20 protein-coding genes and 1 pseudogene are annotated in these 18,983 nt (G+C 56.1%); 12 read left to right on the top strand and 9 right to left on the bottom strand.

The window, feature by feature from the left end:
• The first annotated feature begins 179 nt into the window (after positions 1 to 179).
• From RTM13_RS01840 to RTM13_RS01810, 7 genes are all read left to right on the top strand, one after another.
• Positions 180 to 2,054, top strand: a complete 1,875-nt coding sequence (locus RTM13_RS01840) for an amidohydrolase (protein WP_312209627.1) — start codon at positions 180 to 182, stop codon at positions 2,052 to 2,054.
• A 5-nt stretch (positions 2,055 to 2,059) separates the two neighbouring features.
• Complete coding sequence (locus RTM13_RS01835) at positions 2,060 to 2,485, top strand: DoxX family protein (protein WP_312209625.1); 426 nt, start codon at positions 2,060 to 2,062, stop codon at positions 2,483 to 2,485.
• Positions 2,469 to 4,103 carry an MFS transporter gene (locus RTM13_RS01830; RefSeq protein WP_312209623.1) on the top strand — a complete coding sequence of 545 codons (1,635 nt, stop codon included), beginning with the start codon at positions 2,469 to 2,471 and terminating at the stop codon, positions 4,101 to 4,103. Before RTM13_RS01835 ends, RTM13_RS01830 begins: the two co-directional genes overlap by 17 nt.
• Before the next feature lie 42 nt (positions 4,104 to 4,145).
• A complete protein-coding gene (locus RTM13_RS01825; protein WP_312209621.1) occupies positions 4,146 to 4,967 on the top strand; it encodes an alpha/beta hydrolase in 822 nt (273 codons plus the stop codon).
• A gap of 158 nt (positions 4,968 to 5,125) precedes the next feature.
• Positions 5,126 to 5,329, top strand: coding sequence for a glycogen synthesis protein GlgS (locus RTM13_RS01820; RefSeq protein ID WP_312209619.1), 204 nt, complete (start codon positions 5,126 to 5,128; stop codon positions 5,327 to 5,329).
• A 135-nt stretch (positions 5,330 to 5,464) separates the two neighbouring features.
• Entirely contained in the window at positions 5,465 to 5,938 is a 474-nt protein-coding gene (locus RTM13_RS01815; protein WP_312209617.1) for a tetratricopeptide repeat protein, read from the top strand.
• Between the two features lie 10 nt (positions 5,939 to 5,948).
• Complete coding sequence (locus tag RTM13_RS01810; RefSeq protein ID WP_312209616.1) at positions 5,949 to 6,740, top strand: PhzF family phenazine biosynthesis protein; 792 nt, start codon at positions 5,949 to 5,951, stop codon at positions 6,738 to 6,740.
• Between the two features lie 138 nt (positions 6,741 to 6,878).
• Here RTM13_RS01810 and RTM13_RS01805 read toward each other — a convergent pair whose 3' ends face one another.
• Complete coding sequence (locus RTM13_RS01805; protein ID WP_312209615.1) at positions 6,879 to 7,736, bottom strand: alpha/beta fold hydrolase; 858 nt, start codon at positions 7,734 to 7,736, stop codon at positions 6,879 to 6,881.
• A gap of 414 nt (positions 7,737 to 8,150) precedes the next feature.
• Between RTM13_RS01805 and RTM13_RS01800 the strand changes: the two genes are divergently transcribed.
• Positions 8,151 to 9,335, top strand: a complete 1,185-nt coding sequence (locus tag RTM13_RS01800) for an MFS transporter (protein WP_312209613.1) — start codon at positions 8,151 to 8,153, stop codon at positions 9,333 to 9,335.
• A gap of 114 nt (positions 9,336 to 9,449) precedes the next feature.
• The gene (locus RTM13_RS01795) at positions 9,450 to 9,650 is read left to right on the top strand and encodes a hypothetical protein (RefSeq protein WP_312209611.1); all 201 of its coding nucleotides are present in this window, start codon (positions 9,450 to 9,452) and stop codon (positions 9,648 to 9,650) included.
• Here the strand turns inward: RTM13_RS01795 and RTM13_RS01790 are convergent.
• From RTM13_RS01790 to RTM13_RS01780, 3 genes are all read right to left on the bottom strand, one after another.
• Positions 9,598 to 10,557: a helix-turn-helix domain-containing protein gene (locus RTM13_RS01790; RefSeq protein ID WP_312209610.1), complete on the bottom strand. Its 960-nt coding sequence runs from the start codon at positions 10,555 to 10,557 to the stop codon at positions 9,598 to 9,600. The genes RTM13_RS01795 and RTM13_RS01790 overlap by 53 nt on opposite strands.
• 58 nt (positions 10,558 to 10,615) lie before the next feature.
• Positions 10,616 to 11,395: an MBL fold metallo-hydrolase gene (locus RTM13_RS01785; RefSeq protein ID WP_312209608.1), complete on the bottom strand. Its 780-nt coding sequence runs from the start codon at positions 11,393 to 11,395 to the stop codon at positions 10,616 to 10,618.
• Positions 11,396 to 11,577: 182 nt separating this feature from the next.
• Positions 11,578 to 11,685, bottom strand: a complete 108-nt coding sequence (locus tag RTM13_RS01780) for an oligogalacturonate-specific porin KdgM family protein (RefSeq protein WP_409456020.1) — start codon at positions 11,683 to 11,685, stop codon at positions 11,578 to 11,580.
• Between RTM13_RS01780 and RTM13_RS20200 the strand changes: the two are divergent.
• Both RTM13_RS20200 and ttcA read left to right on the top strand, forming a co-directional pair.
• Positions 11,664 to 11,765: pseudogene (locus tag RTM13_RS20200) on the top strand (hypothetical protein); the annotation flags it as partial. The gene RTM13_RS01780 and the pseudogene RTM13_RS20200 overlap by 22 nt on opposite strands.
• A 38-nt stretch (positions 11,766 to 11,803) precedes the next feature.
• Entirely contained in the window at positions 11,804 to 12,739 is a 936-nt protein-coding gene (gene ttcA, locus RTM13_RS01775; RefSeq protein WP_312209606.1) for a tRNA 2-thiocytidine(32) synthetase TtcA, read from the top strand.
• Positions 12,740 to 12,790: 51 nt separating this feature from the next.
• Here ttcA and dbpA read toward each other — a convergent pair whose 3' ends face one another.
• The 4 genes from dbpA to RTM13_RS01755 form a co-directional block, all read right to left on the bottom strand.
• Positions 12,791 to 14,164: an ATP-dependent RNA helicase DbpA gene (gene dbpA, locus RTM13_RS01770; protein ID WP_312209604.1), complete on the bottom strand. Its 1,374-nt coding sequence runs from the start codon at positions 14,162 to 14,164 to the stop codon at positions 12,791 to 12,793.
• Positions 14,165 to 14,224: 60 nt separating this feature from the next.
• Positions 14,225 to 14,374: a hypothetical protein gene (locus RTM13_RS01765; RefSeq protein ID WP_186370524.1), complete on the bottom strand. Its 150-nt coding sequence runs from the start codon at positions 14,372 to 14,374 to the stop codon at positions 14,225 to 14,227.
• A gap of 277 nt (positions 14,375 to 14,651) precedes the next feature.
• A complete protein-coding gene (gene zntB, locus RTM13_RS01760) occupies positions 14,652 to 15,635 on the bottom strand; it encodes a zinc transporter ZntB (protein WP_312209602.1) in 984 nt (327 codons plus the stop codon).
• A gap of 68 nt (positions 15,636 to 15,703) precedes the next feature.
• Entirely contained in the window at positions 15,704 to 16,834 is a 1,131-nt protein-coding gene (locus RTM13_RS01755; RefSeq protein ID WP_312209600.1) for a methyl-accepting chemotaxis protein, read from the bottom strand.
• A gap of 490 nt (positions 16,835 to 17,324) precedes the next feature.
• Here RTM13_RS01755 and RTM13_RS01750 point away from each other — a divergent pair, with 490 nt between their 5' ends.
• Entirely contained in the window at positions 17,325 to 18,509 is a 1,185-nt protein-coding gene (locus RTM13_RS01750; RefSeq protein ID WP_312210117.1) for a sensor domain-containing diguanylate cyclase, read from the top strand.
• Positions 18,510 to 18,540: 31 nt separating this feature from the next.
• On the opposite strand, the gene RTM13_RS01745 is transcribed toward RTM13_RS01750, so the two are convergent.
• Positions 18,541 to 18,948, bottom strand: coding sequence for a cupin domain-containing protein (locus RTM13_RS01745; RefSeq protein WP_312209599.1), 408 nt, complete (start codon positions 18,946 to 18,948; stop codon positions 18,541 to 18,543).
• Positions 18,949 to 18,983: the final 35 nt, after the last annotated feature.

Here is an 18,983-nt window from a genome sequence, read left to right as displayed (position 1 = left end):
TGTTATCGACACGGATAGTAGAACCACTTATTCGGCATAACTATTATCTCTGTGTATAACTATACGTTCGTATAGGTATACCTTCGTATAACTAGACGCCTGATCCCCCTGCTGAAGATAATCCCACCACTTTTACAGTCCGGCGCATCACGTTTCGGACGCTTCAGCAGGAGAACCCAATGGTCTCGCTCGGCAAGGCAGAACTCATTTTACTCAACGGTAAATTTCATACGGTAGACAGGGAAAACCCGGTCGCCGATGCGGTGGCTATCCGCGACGGCAAGTTTCTGGAGGTCGGCACGGCGGCGGAGGTGATGCAGCACCAGGCGGAAGGTACCCGCGTCATCGATCTGAAAGGCAGCACCGCGATCCCAGGCCTGAACGACTCCCACCTGCACCTGATCCGCGGCGGGCTGAACTACAACCTCGAGCTGCGCTGGGAAGGCGTGCCGTCGCTGGCGGACGCGCTGCGTATGCTCAAAGAGCAAGCGCTGCGTACCCCCTCCCCGCAGTGGGTACGGGTGGTTGGCGGCTGGTCGGAGTTTCAGTTTGCCGAGCGCCGGATGCCGACGCTGGATGAGATCAACGAGGCCGCGCCGGATACGCCGGTATTTATTCTGCACCTCTACGACCGCGCCCTGCTCAACCGCGCCGCGCTGAAGGTCGTGGGCTACACCAAAGATACTCCGAACCCGCCGGGCGGCGAGATCCAGCGCGACAGCAACGGCAACCCGACCGGGATGCTGATTGCGCGCCCGAACGCCATGATCCTCTACGCTACCCTGGCGAAAGGGCCGAAGCTGCCGCTGGAGCAGCAGGTCAACTCCACCCGCCAGTTCATGCGTGAGCTGAATCGCCTGGGCCTGACCAGCGCCATCGACGCCGGCGGCGGCTTCCAGAACTATCCGGAAGATTATGAGGTGATCGCCGAGCTGCATGCCAAAGAGCAGATGACGATCCGCATCGCCTATAACCTCTTTACCCAGCGTCCCGGCCATGAGCTGGAAGATTTTGAGAAGTGGACCGATATGCTGACGCCGGGCCAGGGCAGCGACTTCTTCCGTCACAACGGCGCAGGTGAGATGCTGGTCTTCTCCGCCGCCGACTTCGAAGATTTCCTCGAACCGCGCCCGGATCTCGCCCCCGGTATGGAAGACGAGCTGGAGCGCGTGGTACGCCATCTGGTCGAGCACCGCTGGCCGTTCCGCCTGCACGCGACCTACAACGAATCCATCAGCCGCATGCTGGATGTGTTCGAGAGAGTGAACCGTGAGATCCCCTTCAACGGCCTGCACTGGTTCTTTGACCATGCCGAAACGGTCACCCAGCACAATATCGACCGCATTAAAGCACTGGGCGGCGGTATTGCGGTGCAGCACCGCATGGCCTTCCAGGGTGAATATTTCGCCGAGCGCTATGGCATGGAGGCGGTGCGTCACACCCCACCGGTTGCGAAGATGCTGGAAACCGGCGTGCCGGTGGGTCTGGGTACCGATGCCACCCGCGTCGCCAGCTACAACCCGTGGACCGCACTCTACTGGCTGGTCTCTGGCCGCACCGTGGGGGGGATGCAGATGTATGATGTCAATGCGCGCCTCGATCGTGACACCGCCCTGATGCTCTGGACCCAGGGCAGCGCCTGGTTTTCCAGCGAGCAGGGTAAAAAGGGCCAGATCAAAGTGGGCCAGCTGGCAGATTTGGCGGTGCTGAGCAAAGACTATTTCCGTGTGCCGGAAGAGGAGATTAAAGGTATCGAATCCGTGCTGACCGTCGTGGATGGCAACATCGTCTACGCCGCAGGTGCCTTTACCTCGGAAGCGCCGCCATCGATTCCCGTGCTGCCGGAGTGGTCGCCGGTGGTCAACGTGCCGGGCCACTACCGCAGCGCCCCCCCGCAGCAAAACCGCGTGGGCCTGATGCCTGCCGTGCACCACTGCAGCGGCCCGTGCGGCGTACACAGCCACCAGCATGACGTGGCCCGCCGCTCCTCGGTTCCAGTTTCAGACGATAGCGCCTTCTGGGGCGCGCTCGGCTGCAGCTGCTTCGCCTTCTGATGCCCATGAAAAGCGCATCGGCTTTTTCGCCCCGTATTGATGCGGGGCTGTTCTTCCTGCGACTCACCGGTAGCCTGCTGCTGCTCTACGTGCACGGTTTGCCGAAGGTGATGCACTTTAGTGAAGAGCTAACGCGGATCGAAGATCCGTTTGGACTAGGCCCGTGGGCAAGCCTCTTACCGGCTATCTTCGCCGAAGTGGTTTGCCCGCTCTTTATCATCTTAGGCATTGGTACCCGCCTGGCCTGCCTGCCGATTATCGCCGTGCTGCTGGTGGCGATGCTGGTCGTCCATCCCGGCTGGAGCATTGCGGAGGGCCAGTTTGGCTGGCTGCTGCTGATCGTGTTCACCACGCTGGCGATAACCGGGCCGGGTAACTGGCGGCCTCACACGAACCGCGTACAGGAGTTTCGCTATGGCGCAGGTAAATGACATCCACGCGGCAACGGCGCAGGCAGCTTCTGTGACGGCACAGCCCGCTGCCGTATCGTCCTGGCAGCCGCTGCGTAACCCCATTTTTCGCATGCTGTGGATAGCAACGGTGGTCTCCAACATCGGCTCATGGATGAACGATGTCGGGGTCAACTGGACCATGCTGACGCTGAGCGCGGATCCGCTCTCCGTTGCGCTGGTGCAGGCGGCGAGCAGCCTGCCGATGTTTCTCTTCGCCCTGCCCTCCGGGGTGATGGCGGATATCGTCGACCGCCGCAAGTACCTGCTCTTTTCCCAGGTGTGGGTCTTTATCGCAGCGGCGGGCCTGACCCTGCTGTCGCTGGCCGGTTACGTGACCCCGACGGTGCTGCTTATCGCCGCCTTCCTGCTGAGCGCGGGCGCGGCAATGAGTTCGCCGCCTTTCCAGGCTATCGTGCCGGATCTGGTGGAGAAAAATGAGCTGGCCCCGGCAATCGCGCTGAACTCGCTGGGTATCAACATCAGCCGCGCGATTGGCCCGGCGCTGGGCGGGCTGGTGCTGTCGTTTGCCGGCCCGTGGGTAGTGTTCTTGCTGAATGCGCTGTCGGTGCTGGGCGTGGCGTGGGTGCTCTATCGCTGGAAAGCAGAGCCTACTATTCAGCGCCTGCCGCCGGAGCACTTCTTCCCTGCCGTGCGGGCAGGATTACGCTACGTGCATGCCGCGCCGGTGCTGCGCAACGTGCTGGTGCGCACCGTGGCGTTTTTCCTCTTCGGCAGCGCCGCCTGGGCGTTACTGCCGCTGGTGGCGCGACGCGAGCTAGGGCTGGGCCCCGGCGGCTATGGCATCATGCTGGCCTGTATTGGTATCGGGGCGATTTTTGGCGCGGTCCTGCTGCCAGGCCTGCGTAAACGGCTTAATCCGGACCGCCTGATGGTACTGACCAGCCTGTTTTATGCCGCTGCGATGCTGGCCCTGGCCTTTGTCCGCCACTTCTGGCTGCTTAACGCGTTTCTGTTCATCACTGGCTTTGCATGGATAGCGGTGCTCTCCACCCTCAACATGGGTGCACAGCGCAGCGCGGCAAAATGGGTCAAGGCCCGAGCGCTGGCGGTCTATCTTACGGTATTTTTCGGCTCAATGACCGTAGGCAGCGCCATCTGGGGTCAGCTGGCGTCGCACTTTACCATCCCGGCTTCGCTCAGCGTGGCGACGGTGGGAATGGTGCTGGCATGCCTGACCGTTTTCCGTTGGCGGCTGGATGAGAACCCCGATCTCAATCTGGATCTGCGTGAAGTCGACAACCTCGCCCGGACGCTGGATGTTTCGCACGAGCGCGGCCCGATTATGGTGATTTATGAGTATCAGATAGAGGCCGACGACGTGTATGACTTTGTCGTCAGCATTCAGGAGATGCGCAGGGTCCGCCAGCGCGGCGGTGCGCTGAGCTGGTCGGTGTATGAAGATATTCAGCGGCCAGGCATTTTTCTTGAGACGTTTGTTATTGGAACCTGGATTGAGCATTTACGTCAGCAGGAGCGCCACACGGTGAACGATCTGCTGATTCAAAGCAAAGTGCATGCTTTTCATCGGGGTGGTGAACTCCCCAGGGCTCGCTACCTAATAGCACCCATCACCTAAACAGCACAACCCATAATCCGTTATTACTATTGAGGATCTGATATGAGCACAATCAAGACGCAGGATGGCACGCAAATTTATTACAAAGACTGGGGTTCAGGCAAGCCGGTTCTGTTCAGCCACGGCTGGCCGCTGGATGCCGACATGTGGGACAGCCAGCTGAACTTCCTGGCCGAGCGTGGCTATCGCGTCATCGCCTTCGATCGCCGTGGCTTTGGCCGCTCAGATCAGCCGTGGGAAGGCTACAACTACGATACGTTCGCCTCTGATATCAACGACCTTATCACCACTCTTGATCTGCGTGACGTTACCCTGGTCGGTTTCTCGATGGGCGGTGGCGACGTGACGCGCTATATTGGCCGTTACGGCAGCGAGCGCGTAAAAGCGCTGGTGCTGCTGGGTGCGGTCACGCCTATCTTTGGTAAAGCTACTGACTACCCGCAGGGTGTCGATCAGAGCGTATTTGAAGGTATTCGTGACGGATTGCGTAAAGATCGTGCTCAGTTTATCAGTGATTTCTCTACGCCGTTCTACGGCACCAACGCGGGTCAGAATGTTTCTGAAGGCGTGCTGACGCAGACGCTGAACATTGCGCTGCTCGCCTCGCTTAAAGGCACTATCGACTGCGTGACCGCCTTCGCAGAAACGGATTTCCGCCCGGACGTGGCGAAAGTAGAGGTGCCGACGCTGGTGATCCACGGTAGCAACGACCAGGTTGTGCCATTCGACACCACCGGTAAAGTCGCAGCGGAAACTATCCGCGGCGCGCAGCTAAAAGTGTATGAGAATGCGCCGCACGGCTTTGCCGTCACGCACCAGGACCAGCTGAATAACGACCTGCTGACCTTCCTGCAGTCGCTGTAAGCAGTCGATTACCAGGGGGAGCGTTCAAGCGCTCCCCCTGTGCATTGATAGGTTCCAGCAATCGTTTAGGCCATCTCTTCCATACGCAATTTTTGATCCATACTTAAGCTAAATGTGCATATTTCCTTTTAGATTTACCCACAATAGAGGAGGAAGTCATGCAGTTAGTTAGTGAAAAGTATGTAGTGTCTTCTGGGGATTTAGATTTTCTGGCCTTCAGCTTTGCTCAGATGCGTTCGCAAGGACGACACCTCTGCACGGAGGCAATCACCGGAAATATGGATAATGATTGCAAGTTGTTGTTCCTGCAACGTTACGATCGTTACCTTGAGCAGCTTGAGGAAGAGTTAGTGACAGCGTAGTCCCCCTGCCGGGTGGTTGTTACCACCCGGCACCGATCCCTCTTAAATCGCCTATTCAAAAAAGCAGCGCGCGTTCCCTCATAAGATGTATATTGAGCTATTAATCAACCTCTTGTATCGAAAAGGTTAATGGCTATGGACCCCAGAATTCAAAGAGCAATCGTCCTACGTGCCGCAGGTGAGTATGAAAAAAGCCGGACGCTGCTTTGGGAGCTTACCGAGACTCCGGCGCTGAAAGCGGAAGCGCTGCTCAATATCGCCTGGTCATACGACAACGAAGGGCTGGAAGAGAGTGCCGCTGAGTATTATCTCGCGGCACTAGACGCGGACCTGGAGGGCGATAATGAGTTTGAAGCACGGCTCGGTCTTGCCTGTACCTGGCGCTGTCTGGGGAAGTACATGCTCGCGAAACAGGAATTCGAGGCAGTTATCCGTGACTACCCTGATGCCAGCGAAGCGATCCCCTTTTATGCTCTATGTCTGCATAACCTCGGTGAACACGAGCAGGCGATGACGGTGATGCTTGAGCTGGTGTCAAACCACCCGCCTACGCCGGGCATTCAACGGTATGCAAAAGCATTGGCTTTTTACTCTCATAATCTAAATTAAGTTGGATACTATGCAAGAAATTGATTTTTATATGGTAGACGCCTTTGCCACCACCACCTTTGCGGGTAACGCCGCCGCAGTCTGCCCGCTCACGGAGTGGTTGTCCGATGAGACGTTACTGAAAATGGCGAAGCAGCATAATCAGTCAGAGACGGCATTCTTTGTGAATAGTGATAGTGGCTTTGAGCTACGCTGGTTTACTACGCAGGGGGAGATAAATCTGTGTGGACATGCCACCCTTGCCGCAGCCCACGTCATTTTTGAACATCTTAACTACCCTGATACGACTATCCATTTTGATACCCGCTTTGTCGGTCCGCTGACGGTGACACGCAGTAACGACTGGCTGACGCTTGATTTCCCTGCCTGGCAAACAGAGCCGGTCATGCCGCTGCCTTTACTGCTGGAGACGCTGGGTATCACGGAGTGTAAAGAGGTGCGCGTAGCGCGTGACTACCTTGTTGTCCTGGAGAATCAACGTCAGGTTGAAGCGGTACGTCCTGACATCAACGCCATGATCCCTCTCGGTAAAATGGTCTGTATCACCGCGCCGGGCGAAGGAGAGTACGATTTTGTCAGCCGTTTCTTCTGCCCGGGTGAAGCCGTCGCGGAAGATCCTGTCACCGGCTCTGCGCATAGCATGCTCATTCCTTACTGGGCCGAAAAACTTAATAAGACAGAGATGCTGGCGCATCAAAGTTCAGAGCGTGGAGGAGACCTGCGCTGTCAGCTTGTGGGCGACCGGGTTCATATCGGCGGGCAGGCGATCACCTATCTGATTGGTAAGGTGCTGTTACGTTAGAAAGGGCAATATATACCGGTTTGCTTGCCCACTGTTTGCACAATATTGGCGCTATCGCCTCTATGCGTTACCCGAAAAGTTGAGACACAGGCTTTTCGGGTAACTTTTTTGTCTTCACTACCAGCACCGATATTCACTTCAATCCGGGCACTGCCTCAGCAGCCAATTTCCGACCTCCGGCCATAATGTTTCTCGATATCGGCTTCGAAAAAAGCCCATATGTCCAATAGCCTGGTTACCAAAATCCATGCGCCGTATCTCGTGCCGTTCAACTTTAGCATTTTTCACCGGCTCCATCAGGCGGGTAATGGCTTCCGGGTTAGCCCAGGGATCATCATCAAAACCTAATACCAGAAGAGGTAATGTTATCTCCCCGGCCCTCCGACGTGCATCCCAGTTTGGATCGTCATAAAAGTAGTTGGGCATTGCGCTCCAGCGCCCCCATTGATTCATTACCGGAGTCGGCAAGTTTTCTCCCAGCCCAAGACGTCTGGCCGGCATATATCCGAAGATACGGCACAGAACCGGTGCAATAACACGCAATAAAAACCAAACCCTGAGCTTCTCCCCAGTTTGTTTTATAGTACGTGTGACACCAGCGTGCGAAGCAACAATAACTCCTGCATGCAGGGAATGTGTGGCCGTAGAAAGCAGAATAGCGTGTCCGCCAACGCTATGCCCTACTGCCATCATCAGAAGATGGGGGAAACGTAACTTCGCCCAGGCAGTGACGCAACCGACATCCTGCTCGATCCAGTCGGACATTGAAACATTACAGTTTCGAAGCGCTCCTGACGTTGAATGCCCTGTACCTCGATAATCGTAGGTCAGAACAGTGAATCCCATTTCGTAGAGATACTCCGCAAAACCCTTATAAAAATCCTGTGACACCGCTGTGGCAGGATGAATGATCACCAGCGCTTTAGCATCGCTTCTCTCCCACACCGTGGAAGCCAGAACACCGCCCTCTTTTACAGGTATCGTTATTAAATTCATCAATAGAGCTCCGCCTATGTGGTCATACCAGTAGCATCATCATAGACTGTAGCGCCGACATACAAATTTGGCGATTTTTTATATTTTGCTTATAGAAGCCTTATTATTCCTTGTCCACTACCGAACCAGGTTGCTCCCAGTGTAAAACGTGCTGGCATTCGTCGCGGTAAACCTATCAAACGGTCCATTTTTTGAGCGATTGCCGCTCGTATGCCTTTCCCCCGCCCTTGTACAACACACGACGCCGGGCCGATTGGCCCGCTTTCATCGCAAGATGACCATGCACCTTCTCACTCCGTCAGGCTTCAACTCTTACCATATCAGCATCATCGCTGAGAGCTCCTCAGGTTACCGGCCATCCCGGACTGACAGGACGCGCTTTCATATCAGCCTGCATTCAACCGGAGTAAACACATGCGTAATATGTACAAACAGGTCCTGATCCTGGCGGGTTCCCAGGCCGTATTCCAGACGGTAACCATACTGCTGATGACCATTGGCGGGCTGGCCGGATTATATCTCGCACCCGATCCCTCATGGGCGACCATACCGGTTGCAATGGGCAGCCTCGGTACCGCCCTGATCATGTTCCCTGCATCCCTTTTGATGACCCGGATGGGCCGTCGCGCAGGCTTCCTGCTGGGCGCGGCATCGGGCATCGTCTCTGCGGCCGTCGCTGTGGTGGCCATGATGCAGCACTCTTTCTGGCTGCTTTGCCTGTCCATGCTGCTGATGGGCATTTACCAGGCCTTTGCCCAGTTTTATCGCTTTGCCGCCGGTGAAGTCGCGTCAGTGGAATTTCGCACCCGCGCCATTTCGCTGGTTATTGCTGGTGGCGTGGTTGCGGCGTTTGCCGGCCCCTGGCTTGGCCGCACGGGCAGCAACCTGCTTTCAACCCCGTATGCCGGCTCTTTTATTCTGATGGGCGTGATGTCGGCGATTGGTGTACTGCTGCTGCTTGGACTGAAGGTGCCGGGGGAATCCCATACTGCCAGCTTCGGTACACCGCCCGCCAGGCGCTGGACGAAGGTCATCACCCAGCCGGCCTATCTGGTGGCGCTGTTTTCGGCGGCCTCAGCCTACGGGATCATGGTGCTGGCCATGACCGCCACCCCTATCGCGATGACGCACCACGACTACTCGCTGGGGGAAAGCGCCTCGGTCATCCAGCTGCACGTACTGGGAATGTATCTGCCATCGTTCTTTACCGGCAGACTGGTGGCCCGCTTTGGCTCCGTGAAAATGATGCTGGCCGGGGTGGCAATGATGATCGTCTATGTCTGCCTGGCCCTGTCGGGAACGAGCTGGGCGCTCTTTGCCGGCGCGCTGATTTTTGTTGGCACCGGCTGGAATTTCCTCTACATCGGCGCAACCAGCCTGCTTTCAACAACCTACAGTAGAAAAGAAAAAGGGGTGGCGCAGGCCGTTAACGACATGAGCGTATTTGTGTTCACCCTGCTGTGCTCGGTTGCGGCAGGATCGCTGCTCAACAGCATCGGCTGGCAGAGCATGAATAAACTGCTTCTGCCGTGGGTCATTGTCCTGGCGGTGCCGCTGCTCTGGCTGGGCTGGCAGCGTCGCCGGGCCGCCACCGCCTGAGAGTGATGCCTCACCTCATCCCCGTGCCGGTCTGTCTACCGGCAACGGACACACCTGCAGGCCCGTCAGTTTGCTGACGGGCCTTTCTCATCACTCCCTTAGAAAGGAGACACAATGAAAAACGCACTGCTCGTCATCGATGTTCAGAATGATTATTTCCCGGGCGGCGCATATCCGCTCGAAGGCGCTGCAGACGCGATGCAGTGTGAAGTAAAAAAGGAGGATGAACAGTCTTCATCCTCCTTTATTCAGGCGCGTGATATCAGGCAAGGGGCTCAGGCCCGCGGAAGGCCCGCCGCCATTCGCTGGGGCTGACGTTAAAGCGGGCTTTGAAGCTCTGGCGAAACGACACCGGCGACTGGAAACCGGCCAGCTCGGAAACGCTCTCGATGCTGGCGCTGGTTGTCTCAAGCAGCTCCTGGCTGCGCTGCAGGCGCTGGGCGTTGATCCACTCGCCGACGGTCACCCCTGTCGCCTTCAGGAAATGGCGGGTAAACGTCCTGCGGCTCATGTTCACGAAGCCCGCCAGCGCGTCCAGATCGTGCGGTTTTTCGAGATTACGCCGGATATAGTCGAGCAGCTCGTTGATCTTCTCGTCCCGGGTGTTGGTCGGTACCGGATGCTCTATAAACTGGGCCTGACCGCCCTCACGGTAGGGAGGCACCACCATTCTGCGCGCGGCGTGGTTAGCTGCGCTGCTGCCGTAGCGTTCCCGCACGATATTCAGACAGCAGTCGATGCCCGCAGCGGTTCCGGCCGAGGTGATGAGGCGTTCGTCCGTGGTATACAGGGCATTATTGTCCAGATGCACAAGGGGAAAACGCATTCTGAAATCCTGCTCAAACTCCCAGTGGGTCGCCGCACGACGGTTGTCGAGCAGCCCGGCGTAGGCCAGTACGTAGGCCCCCAGACACAATCCCACCACTTCGGCACCACGCGCCCATGCATCCCTCAGTTCGGCGAGCAGGTGCTCATCGGGCTTTTCTTCAGGATGGCTCCAGTACGGGATGACAATGATGTCCGCGGTGCGCAGCGGCTCAAGACCGTGCGGGACGTTAATGGTAAAGCCCATGTCGGAACGGACCTGACCGGGCGCATCGGCGCAGACGCTGACGCTGAACAGTCCGGACTCGACAGCCTGAGCGAAAATCATAAAGGGTATGGAGAAGTGAAAAGGGCTAACACCGGGTGTGGCAACCACGGCGACGGATAATGATGACATGGCGGGCCTCAACGTCAGTCTGCCGGGACAGAGGGCAGCCCCGGCAGGTTCAGTATTATCAGAAGGTCAGGGTATCACCATCTTCAGGGATAAGAACCTTCTCTTCAATGCCGTTCTGCTGCGTATACTCGCGCAGCTCCTGGCGGGTCAGCAGACAGTGGTTAATGGCTTCCATGTGCGAGGCAACGACCGTTGTTTCAGGCAGGGCCTGAAGGGTGCGCAGCGTGTCACGGGCGCCCATAATAATCGGGCCATAGTCGTCAATATGTGCGTCGCCGGTATTAAGAACCACCACGTCGGGCTTAAAGCGCTGTAGGGTTTTCAGATACGGCTTAACCCAGACAGTGTCACCGGCGATATACAACGTTTTTTCATCATGATGGGTAAACACCAGACCACAGGCATCGCCCAGACCTTCAGCCAGATGCGGAACCGCATAGGCTTCATTGCTGCCATGCTGGCCTTCGACCTTATGAATGGTCAGACCGTGCGTAAACACGTTGTCATCCTGCAGTACGCGAACGTTGGTGAACCCCTGGGAGCGGATCAGCTCTGCGTCAGCCTCGTGCTGAGCGTAGATGAGCTTGTTTGAAGGAATATGCTTCTGCGCGGCCTCATCCCAGTGGTCCATATGAGTATGGGTCACGACGACGATATCAGCATTTACCAGCGCTTCTGTCGCCATCGGCAATGCGGTCATCGGGTTACGAATATGCGAACGCGCCGTCCCGGCAAAGCCGTCCCAGGCATCCTTTTCAGCAAGCATCGGATCGATGAGGAAAGTGGTGCCGGCATACTCAATAAAAAGGGTGGCGTTTCGTACTTGTGTCAGTTTCATAATAATCCTGTTCGGTATTGGCTGGCACCGCAGTGCCATCAGACTTCAGTGACAGCCAGTATAGGGAGGTGTGCCTGGAGAGGTGAGAGGCCTTCGGGACAAGGTGTGATGAAATCAGGTCAGTTATAAAGTGCGATGTGCAAAACGTGACGGGTTAAGACGGCGACCAGAGCGAGACGTCATCAAGGCAGGAAATAACGTATCCCGATGCGCACGCGGACCTGGTTATCATGGTTTTCATCCTTGTCCAGCCAGCCCAGCCCCAAGAAAGGTCTCCAGTGTTTATTCATCTGATAGTGCGCGGCAATATTGGGCTCCCAGTGTAAAACGTGCTGGCATTCGTCGCCGTAATCCGTACCATACGCGACATAGAATGAATGACGACCCGGTCAACCGAGACAGCACACCATGCAAGAGCAACAAGAAGTTAACAAGAAAGAGCAGTACAACCTGAACAAATTGCAGAAGCGCCTGCGCCGCAACGTGGGCGAAGCCATTGCCGACTTCAATATGATTGAGGAAGGCGATCGCATTATGGTGTGCCTCTCCGGCGGTAAAGATAGCTATACCATGCTCGAGATCCTGCGCAACCTACAGCAGAGTGCGCCAGTTAACTTCTCGCTGGTGGCCGTGAACCTCGACCAGAAGCAGCCGGGCTTCCCGGAGCATATTCTGCCTGCCTATCTGGAGCAGTTGGGCGTTGAGTATAAGATTGTCGAAGAGAATACCTACGGTATTGTGAAAGAGAAGATCCCTGAGGGGAAAACCACCTGCTCGCTGTGCTCACGCCTGCGCCGCGGCATTCTCTACCGCACCGCTACGGAGCTGGGCGCGACTAAAATCGCCCTCGGCCACCATCGCGACGATATCCTGCAAACCCTGTTCCTGAATATGTTCTACGGCGGGAAAATGAAGGGCATGCCGCCGAAGCTGATGAGCGATGACGGCAAGCATATCGTTATCCGTCCTCTGGCCTACTGCCGGGAGAAGGATATCGAACGTTTTGCTCAGGCCAAAGGCTACCCGATTATCCCTTGCAACCTGTGCGGCTCCCAGCCGAACCTTCAGCGCCAGGTGATCGCCGATATGCTCCGCGACTGGGATAAGCGCTACCCAGGCCGCATCGAAACCATGTTCAGCGCTATGCAGAACGTGGTGCCGTCGCACCTGAGCGATATCTCGCTGTTTGACTTTAAGGGTATTACTCACGGCTCGGAAGTGGTGGACGGTGGCGATCTGGCATTTGACCGTGAATCCATTCCTTTGCAGCCTGCGGGCTGGCAGCCGGAAGAGGACGAGACGCCGCTGGATGCCCTGCGCCTCAACGTGCTGGAAGTGAAATAACCTGATTACTCTCCGGCAGGTTAACGCCGGAGAGTTTATTACCGCCCTGCTCTACTTCAGCAGCATCACCCGGCAGCTCTTGCCTTTGATCTTACCGCTCTGTAACTGCTTCCACGCCTGACGTGCCACGCTCTGCCGCACCGCTACGTAGACATGGGCCGGATGCACGGTGATCTTGCCGATATCCGCCCCGTTTAATCCCATATCACCGGTCATCGCACCCAGCACGTCCCCCGGACGCATTTTGGCTTTTTTACCGCCGTCAATCACCAGGGTCGCCATCTCCGCTTCCAGCGGCACCACCTTAACGTTGGCAGGCGCGCTGAGCCAGTTCAGCTTCAGCTGCAGCATCTCGGCGAGGATGTTGGCGCGCTGCGCCTCTTCTGGTGCGCAGAAGCTGATCGCCAGGCCGCTGTTACCGGCGCGGGCGGTACGTCCGATGCGGTGCACGTGTACCTCCGGATCCCACGCCAGCTCGTAGTTCACCACCAGCTCCAGAGATTTGATATCCAGACCACGGGCGGCGACGTCGGTGGCCACCAGCACGCGGGCGCTGCCGTTGGCAAAACGGACCAGCGTCCGGTCACGATCGCGCTGCTCAAGATCGCCATGTAGCGCCAGCGCCTCCTGGCCAGCGTCGTTCAGTGCGTCACACACCTCCTGACAATCCTTTTTGGTATTGCAGAAGACTACGCAGGAGGATGGCTGATGCTGGCTGAGCAGCTTTTGCAGCAGGCCAATTTTGCCCTGGCGCGAGGTTTCAAAGAACTGCTGCTCGACGGCAGGCAGCGCATCCACGCTGTCGATCTCGATAGTCTGCGGCGAGCGCTGAACGCGACCGCTGATCGCCGCGATCGCCTCGGGCCAGGTGGCAGAGAAGAGCAGCGTCTGGCGCGACGCTGGCGCAAAGCGGATCACCTCATCAATGGCGTCGCTGAAGCCCATGTCCAGCATTCGGTCGGCTTCATCCATCACCAGCGTTTGCAGAGCGTCGAGGCTAACGGTGCCCTTCTGCAGGTGATCGAGCAGACGGCCCGGCGTGGCGACAATAATATGCGGAGCATGCTGTAACGAGTCGCGCTGCGCGCCAAAAGGCTGGCCGCCGCAGAGCGTCAGAATTTTAATATTTGGCATATAGCGCGCCAGCCGACGCAGCTCGTTCGCCACCTGATCGGCCAGCTCGCGGGTTGGGCAGAGGATCAGGGATTGAGTTTGAAAGCGGCTGGCATCAATGTGCTGTAGCAGACCCAGGCCAAACGCCGCCGTTTTACCGCTGCCGGTTTTTGCCTGCACGCGCACATCCTGACCGGCGAGGATCGCGGGCAGCGCCGCAGCCTGGACAGGCGTCATGGTGTGATAACCCAGCTCATTGAGGTTATCGAGCTGGGCTGTGGGCAGTGTGTTCAGTGTTGAAAAAGCGGTCACAATATTTTCTCGCGGTAAAAGGCTACGTCAGCAGGCGCGTATCCTCTCAGATCTGCCTCTTTAACGCGACATTTTAATCGGCTCCTCGTTGGGCGGCGGATCGGGCAGCGGCTGCGGCCGGGGAATAGGTTCAGGAACCGGGACCGGATCGGTAGGCACCGGATCGGCGGGCAGAGAGTCTGTGGGATTCAATAAGGTAAGGCTGGACATGTTTTACCTCCTGGTGATGGCATCGCTCCCTTTAAGGGTAGAAGCTGATGAACAAGAGGCAAAAAAAAGCCGACTTTTTGAAGTCGGCGTCGTACGAATCAATTGTGCTATGCAGTAATTCAAAAAAGGAAGTAAGACAATATGGAGCGCAACGCCCATCGCTTGACGTTGCATTCACCTGCGAGAGAGATATTGCCTCAAGCGCACGGTTAGTTTATTGATTTCGCGCAAGTTAAACGGTGTTTATATGTTCGACTTTTGTTAAAAATGTGAAATTTTACAGCCATTTACTGCGGTGCAGCCACCAGGTTACGCCGCCGATGAGCACGACCAGCATCAGGCAAAATAGCGGGAAGCCCATATGCCACTCGCCGCCGGGGATCCCGCCCAGGTTTACGCCAAACAGGCCCGTTAAAAAGGTACTGGGTAAAAAAACCATTGCCATTAACGACATGGTATAGGTCCTGCGCGCCAGCGACTCCTGCATCACCTGAGTGATCTCATCGGTCATGACCGCCGTGCGAGCAATACAGGCATCGATTTCATCAAGTCCGCGGCCCAGCCTGTCGGCGATATCCTGCATCCGGCGACGCTGATCGTCACTCATCCACGGAAAGCGCTCGCTGGCCAACCGGGCATAGACGTCGCGCTGGGGAGCCATATAGCGGCGCATCACGATAAGCTGCTTGCGCAGCAGCGCCAGAAAACCGCGCGGGGGGATCTGCTGATCGAGCAGATTATCTTCGAGATCGATGATCTTATCATGCAGCTGCTCTATAAACTCGCTGGCGTGATCGGTGAGGGCGTCACAGACGTCTACCAGCCAGCCGCCGCAGTCAGCAGGCCCGGTCCCCTCCTCCAGATCTCTGACCACGTCGTCCAGCGCCAGCACTTTACGCTGGCGGGTTGAGACAATCAGGCGCTCGTCCATATAGACCCGCATGGCGACAAGCTGATCGGGACGCTCATCGGTGCTGCCGTTAATGCAGCGCAGCGTGATTAGCGTCCCTTCGCCCATGCGGGTGACACGCGGGCGCAGACTTTCTCCCGCCAGCGCATCGCGTACGTTATTGGGCAGTAGCGGCGTGGATGCCAGCCACTGGGCGCTCTCCGGCTGGGTATAGTTCAGATGTAGCCAGCACGGGTGTGCGCCGTCAACAACGTCATCATTGCCCAACGGCTTAACGCCACCTTTGCCATCCAGCAGCCAGGCAAAAACCGCATCCGGTACGTTGACGTCCGATCCCTTTATCGCCTCCACGGCTCCTCCACATTCAGCATGCTAATAGAGACAGTCTAGCCGCGTGGCACGAGTAAGTAATCTGAAAATTAGCCATCGCACTGAATTTGCAGGGGAAAGGGCTGGGATCCAGCGGGTGCCGAGGGAGCCAGGCGGAAATTACGCGTTCTGCTTTGCAGGTCGGTCACCTGACGTTTAAGCACGTCGGACGATCCGGCCAGCTCATCTACCATCGTGGCGTTACTCTGCGTGACGCGTTCCAGCTCGGAGAGCGCCTGAGTAATTTGCGCGATGCCTTTCTCCTGCTGTAGCGTGGCAACCGAGATCTCATCCATTAGCTTGCTTAACAGTCCGGAGCCGGAGACGATGTCGAGCATATTCTTTTCCGCCTCGCCGACGATGTTTGCGCCCTGGGTGACGTTTTGCGTTGTGACGTCGATTAAGGATTTGATGCTCTTTGCCGCTTCGGCGCTGCGATGGGCAAGATGACGCACCTCGCCAGCCACTACCGAGAAGCCTTTGCCGTGCTCCCCGGCCCGAGCCGCTTCTACCGCTGCATTTAGCGCCAGAATATTTGTCTGAAAGGCAATACCATCAATCAGGGAGATAATCTCTGTCATCTGACGCGCGCAGTCGGTAATTGACTGCATATTGGCCGCTACCTGTGCCATCAGTTCGCCACCCTGACGCGCACAGCGGGTCGCCTCATCCGCTTGCTGGCTGGCAAGCTGGGTATTGTTGGCGTTATTTTTCGTGCTGGCCGCCATCTCTTCCATACTGGATGCCGTCTGGATAAGCGCCGCAGACTGCTCCTCTGTCTTAACCGATAGCTCGGTGCTACGGGCAGAAAGCCGGTCGGAGAGATCCATGGCAGACTGGGATGAAGCGCGAATTTCACGCACCAGGGTCGCGATATTACTGGAGAGACTGTTAATGCCAGGGATCAGCCGTCCCGCACAGTTATTACCGAACGCCGGAATGGTGACGGCCAAATTCCCTGCCGTTGCCTCATCAATACTTTTTTTAACCGTATTAATGGGGGAAACCAAATAGGCCGTCATGTAAAACCACATAAAAATAATGGTTAACACAGATATCGTGCAAACCAGCAGCGCCAGATTGCTATTTTCCGTGAGAACGATCACTAATATATCCATTAGTGCAAATGAAGCAAACAGGGAGACCATTATGAATGTGCGCACGCTTGTATTTCTGAACATAAAACAACCCTGTTGTACATCAGTAATTGATATCAGTTTTATAACATCTGGAAATGGCTTTTTCATCTCTATTTTTTATTCATATCATGTTTGCCGTTAAGTAATATCAATTTGCAGGATGTCAGAACAATCAACCCTGAATCACCTGAGATTTAGATTAAGGAGGCAAAATAGCGCGTTATCTCACTTTATTTTTAGCAAGATATATCATACAGAGAAACCTTAAGATTTCTTAATAATAAGCAGAAATCACTTATTTAAAATAGAGTTAAGCCACACTTAAATGATTTGAGCTATGAATATATATAAGGGTGACAGGTGGTGAAAATTAGCACAATTCCAGGGGGGCAAGACAACTCGTTGAAAAAATGACTTTTTAATATTTTATTTATCGGCAGAATGGTAAACAGGAAAAGTTACGTTGAGTCATACACACAGCAAAAATAAAAACAGGAAACATACAGTGGCATGTCATCTTGATTCTCTGAATATGTTAGCGACCCCCATATGGATTGTTGCACCGGAAAGCGAAGAGCTCATTTTTGCTAATCAGCAGGCCCAGTCTTTATCGAAAGACGGGACGCTGGCGTCTATGCGCAGCGGCGAGTTTTCTGCCGTGGCGCATCGACGTCTCACGGGCTATGCCGCCAGCCTGAAAAACCGGGACGATATCATTGAGGTCTGGTCTCTCCCCTCTGACGACGGAACCCGCACGCTAAGCTGTAAGCTCTCAGCGGTAGAGCTTGAAGATCGGGGCGAAGTTATCGTTTTTGAGGGTCTGACGCCGCGCGGAAACACTGGATTAAAGGCGAGCCGTTCAGCCGCCTACCGACCACGAAAAAATGGGTTTTACGCCCGGTTCTTTTACACCACGTCTGTACCTATTGTGCTGGTCGATCCTGCCCGGGAAGGACAGATTGTTGATGCCAACCTCGCAGCGCTACGCTTTTATGGCTACACCTATGAAACGCTCTGCACTATGCACATATGGCAGATCAATACGCTCGGTCGGAATGTGCTACCGATCGTTGGGGAAATTGCTCACCTGCCCGGAGCGCATAAACCCCTCTCTTTTACCCACCGTCTTGCCGATGGCTCGACTCGTGACGTACAGGTTGCTGTCGGTCCCGTCGAAATTTATGGCGAACGGCTGATACTCTGTGTCGTCCAGGATATGAGTGAACAGAGAGATCTTGAGCAGGCGCTGGAGAGTGCCGAACGCCGGGATCCGTTAACCCGGTTACTCAATCGCCGCGAGGCGGTACAGCAGCTTGAGAAGCAGCTTCCAGCGGCCAATGATTTCAGTCTCCTGCTGGTGAATATCGATCGTTTTAGGCATATCAACCAGCGCTACGGGCACAGAAAAGGCGACGAGGTGTTAATCTATCTTGCGCAAGCGCTCAGTGACTGGAGTCAACACATCGTCTTTCGCTGGGATGGAGATGAGTTTTTGCTGCTGCTCCCCGACACTGCCCTGGCGGCAGCGCTGACAGCAGCAGAGGATCTCCGTGCCGAGGTAGAGAAGATGGCGATACCAGATATCCCTCCACTTACCGTCAGCGTTGGCGTCGCACAGTATCTGGCCGAGGAGAGCCTGGATTCGCTGTTTAAGCGCGTTGATGAGGCGTTATATCAGGCAAAAAACAGAGGCCGCAACAGCGTGTTTGCGGCCTGATCGTTTATGGGGCTTTAATAGACGGCTTTTTTCAGGGGAGCTGGCTGTACGCCTCGTCGCTGACCGGCTCCAGCCATTCGTTAGATGCCCCCTCGGCAGGGATCTCTACGGCAATGTGCGCGAACCAGCTGTCGTGCGCCGCGCCGTGCCAGTGCTTTACGCCTGCGGGAATATGCACAACGTCGCCGGTCTTGAGCTCGCGTGCAGGCTGGTTCCATGCCTGATACCAGCCCCTGCCGCCAGTTACCAGCAGGATCTGTCCACCCTGGTGGTGGATATGCCAGTTGTTGCGGCAGCCTGGCTCAAACGCCACGTTGCCAATATTTACCCCCTCAGTGGAGAGCATGGTGAGGTAGCTGGTCCCGGTGAAATACTGGGCGTAGGCCTCGTTCTTCTCTCCGCGCGGAAAGACGCTATTGCCGTCAAATGTCTCGTTCATGGTTACTCCGCTAGCTGTCAACGTGATTAAGGTTG

It is taken from the genome of Pseudescherichia sp. (genome assembly GCF_031979925.1).
Lineage (GTDB): Bacteria > Pseudomonadota > Gammaproteobacteria > Enterobacterales > Enterobacteriaceae > Pseudescherichia.
This window is presented reverse-complemented; position numbering and strand designations above follow the sequence as displayed.

Bases quoted from the DNA above. Each gene is read 5' to 3' on its own strand.
- RTM13_RS01840 (WP_312209627.1), top strand. From the start codon at position 180: ATGGTCTCGCTCGGCAAGGCAGAACTCATTTTACTCAACGGTAAATTT.
- RTM13_RS01835 (WP_312209625.1), top strand. From the start codon at position 2,060: ATGAAAAGCGCATCGGCTTTTTCGCCCCGTATTGATGCGGGGCTGTTC.
- RTM13_RS01830 (WP_312209623.1), top strand. From the start codon at position 2,469: ATGGCGCAGGTAAATGACATCCACGCGGCAACGGCGCAGGCAGCTTCT.
- RTM13_RS01825 (WP_312209621.1), top strand. From the start codon at position 4,146: ATGAGCACAATCAAGACGCAGGATGGCACGCAAATTTATTACAAAGAC.
- RTM13_RS01820 (WP_312209619.1), top strand. From the start codon at position 5,126: ATGCAGTTAGTTAGTGAAAAGTATGTAGTGTCTTCTGGGGATTTAGAT.
- RTM13_RS01815 (WP_312209617.1), top strand. From the start codon at position 5,465: ATGGACCCCAGAATTCAAAGAGCAATCGTCCTACGTGCCGCAGGTGAG.
- RTM13_RS01810 (WP_312209616.1), top strand. From the start codon at position 5,949: ATGCAAGAAATTGATTTTTATATGGTAGACGCCTTTGCCACCACCACC.
- RTM13_RS01805 (WP_312209615.1), bottom strand. From the start codon at position 7,736: ATGAATTTAATAACGATACCTGTAAAAGAGGGCGGTGTTCTGGCTTCC.
- RTM13_RS01800 (WP_312209613.1), top strand. From the start codon at position 8,151: ATGCGTAATATGTACAAACAGGTCCTGATCCTGGCGGGTTCCCAGGCC.
- RTM13_RS01795 (WP_312209611.1), top strand. From the start codon at position 9,450: ATGAAAAACGCACTGCTCGTCATCGATGTTCAGAATGATTATTTCCCG.
- RTM13_RS01790 (WP_312209610.1), bottom strand. From the start codon at position 10,557: ATGTCATCATTATCCGTCGCCGTGGTTGCCACACCCGGTGTTAGCCCT.
- RTM13_RS01785 (WP_312209608.1), bottom strand. From the start codon at position 11,395: ATGAAACTGACACAAGTACGAAACGCCACCCTTTTTATTGAGTATGCC.
- RTM13_RS01780 (WP_409456020.1), bottom strand. From the start codon at position 11,685: ATGAATAAACACTGGAGACCTTTCTTGGGGCTGGGCTGGCTGGACAAG.
- ttcA (WP_312209606.1), top strand. From the start codon at position 11,804: ATGCAAGAGCAACAAGAAGTTAACAAGAAAGAGCAGTACAACCTGAAC.
- RTM13_RS01765 (WP_186370524.1), bottom strand. From the start codon at position 14,374: ATGTCCAGCCTTACCTTATTGAATCCCACAGACTCTCTGCCCGCCGAT.
- RTM13_RS01755 (WP_312209600.1), bottom strand. From the start codon at position 16,834: ATGTTCAGAAATACAAGCGTGCGCACATTCATAATGGTCTCCCTGTTT.
- RTM13_RS01750 (WP_312210117.1), top strand. From the start codon at position 17,325: ATGTTAGCGACCCCCATATGGATTGTTGCACCGGAAAGCGAAGAGCTC.
- RTM13_RS01745 (WP_312209599.1), bottom strand. From the start codon at position 18,948: ATGAACGAGACATTTGACGGCAATAGCGTCTTTCCGCGCGGAGAGAAG.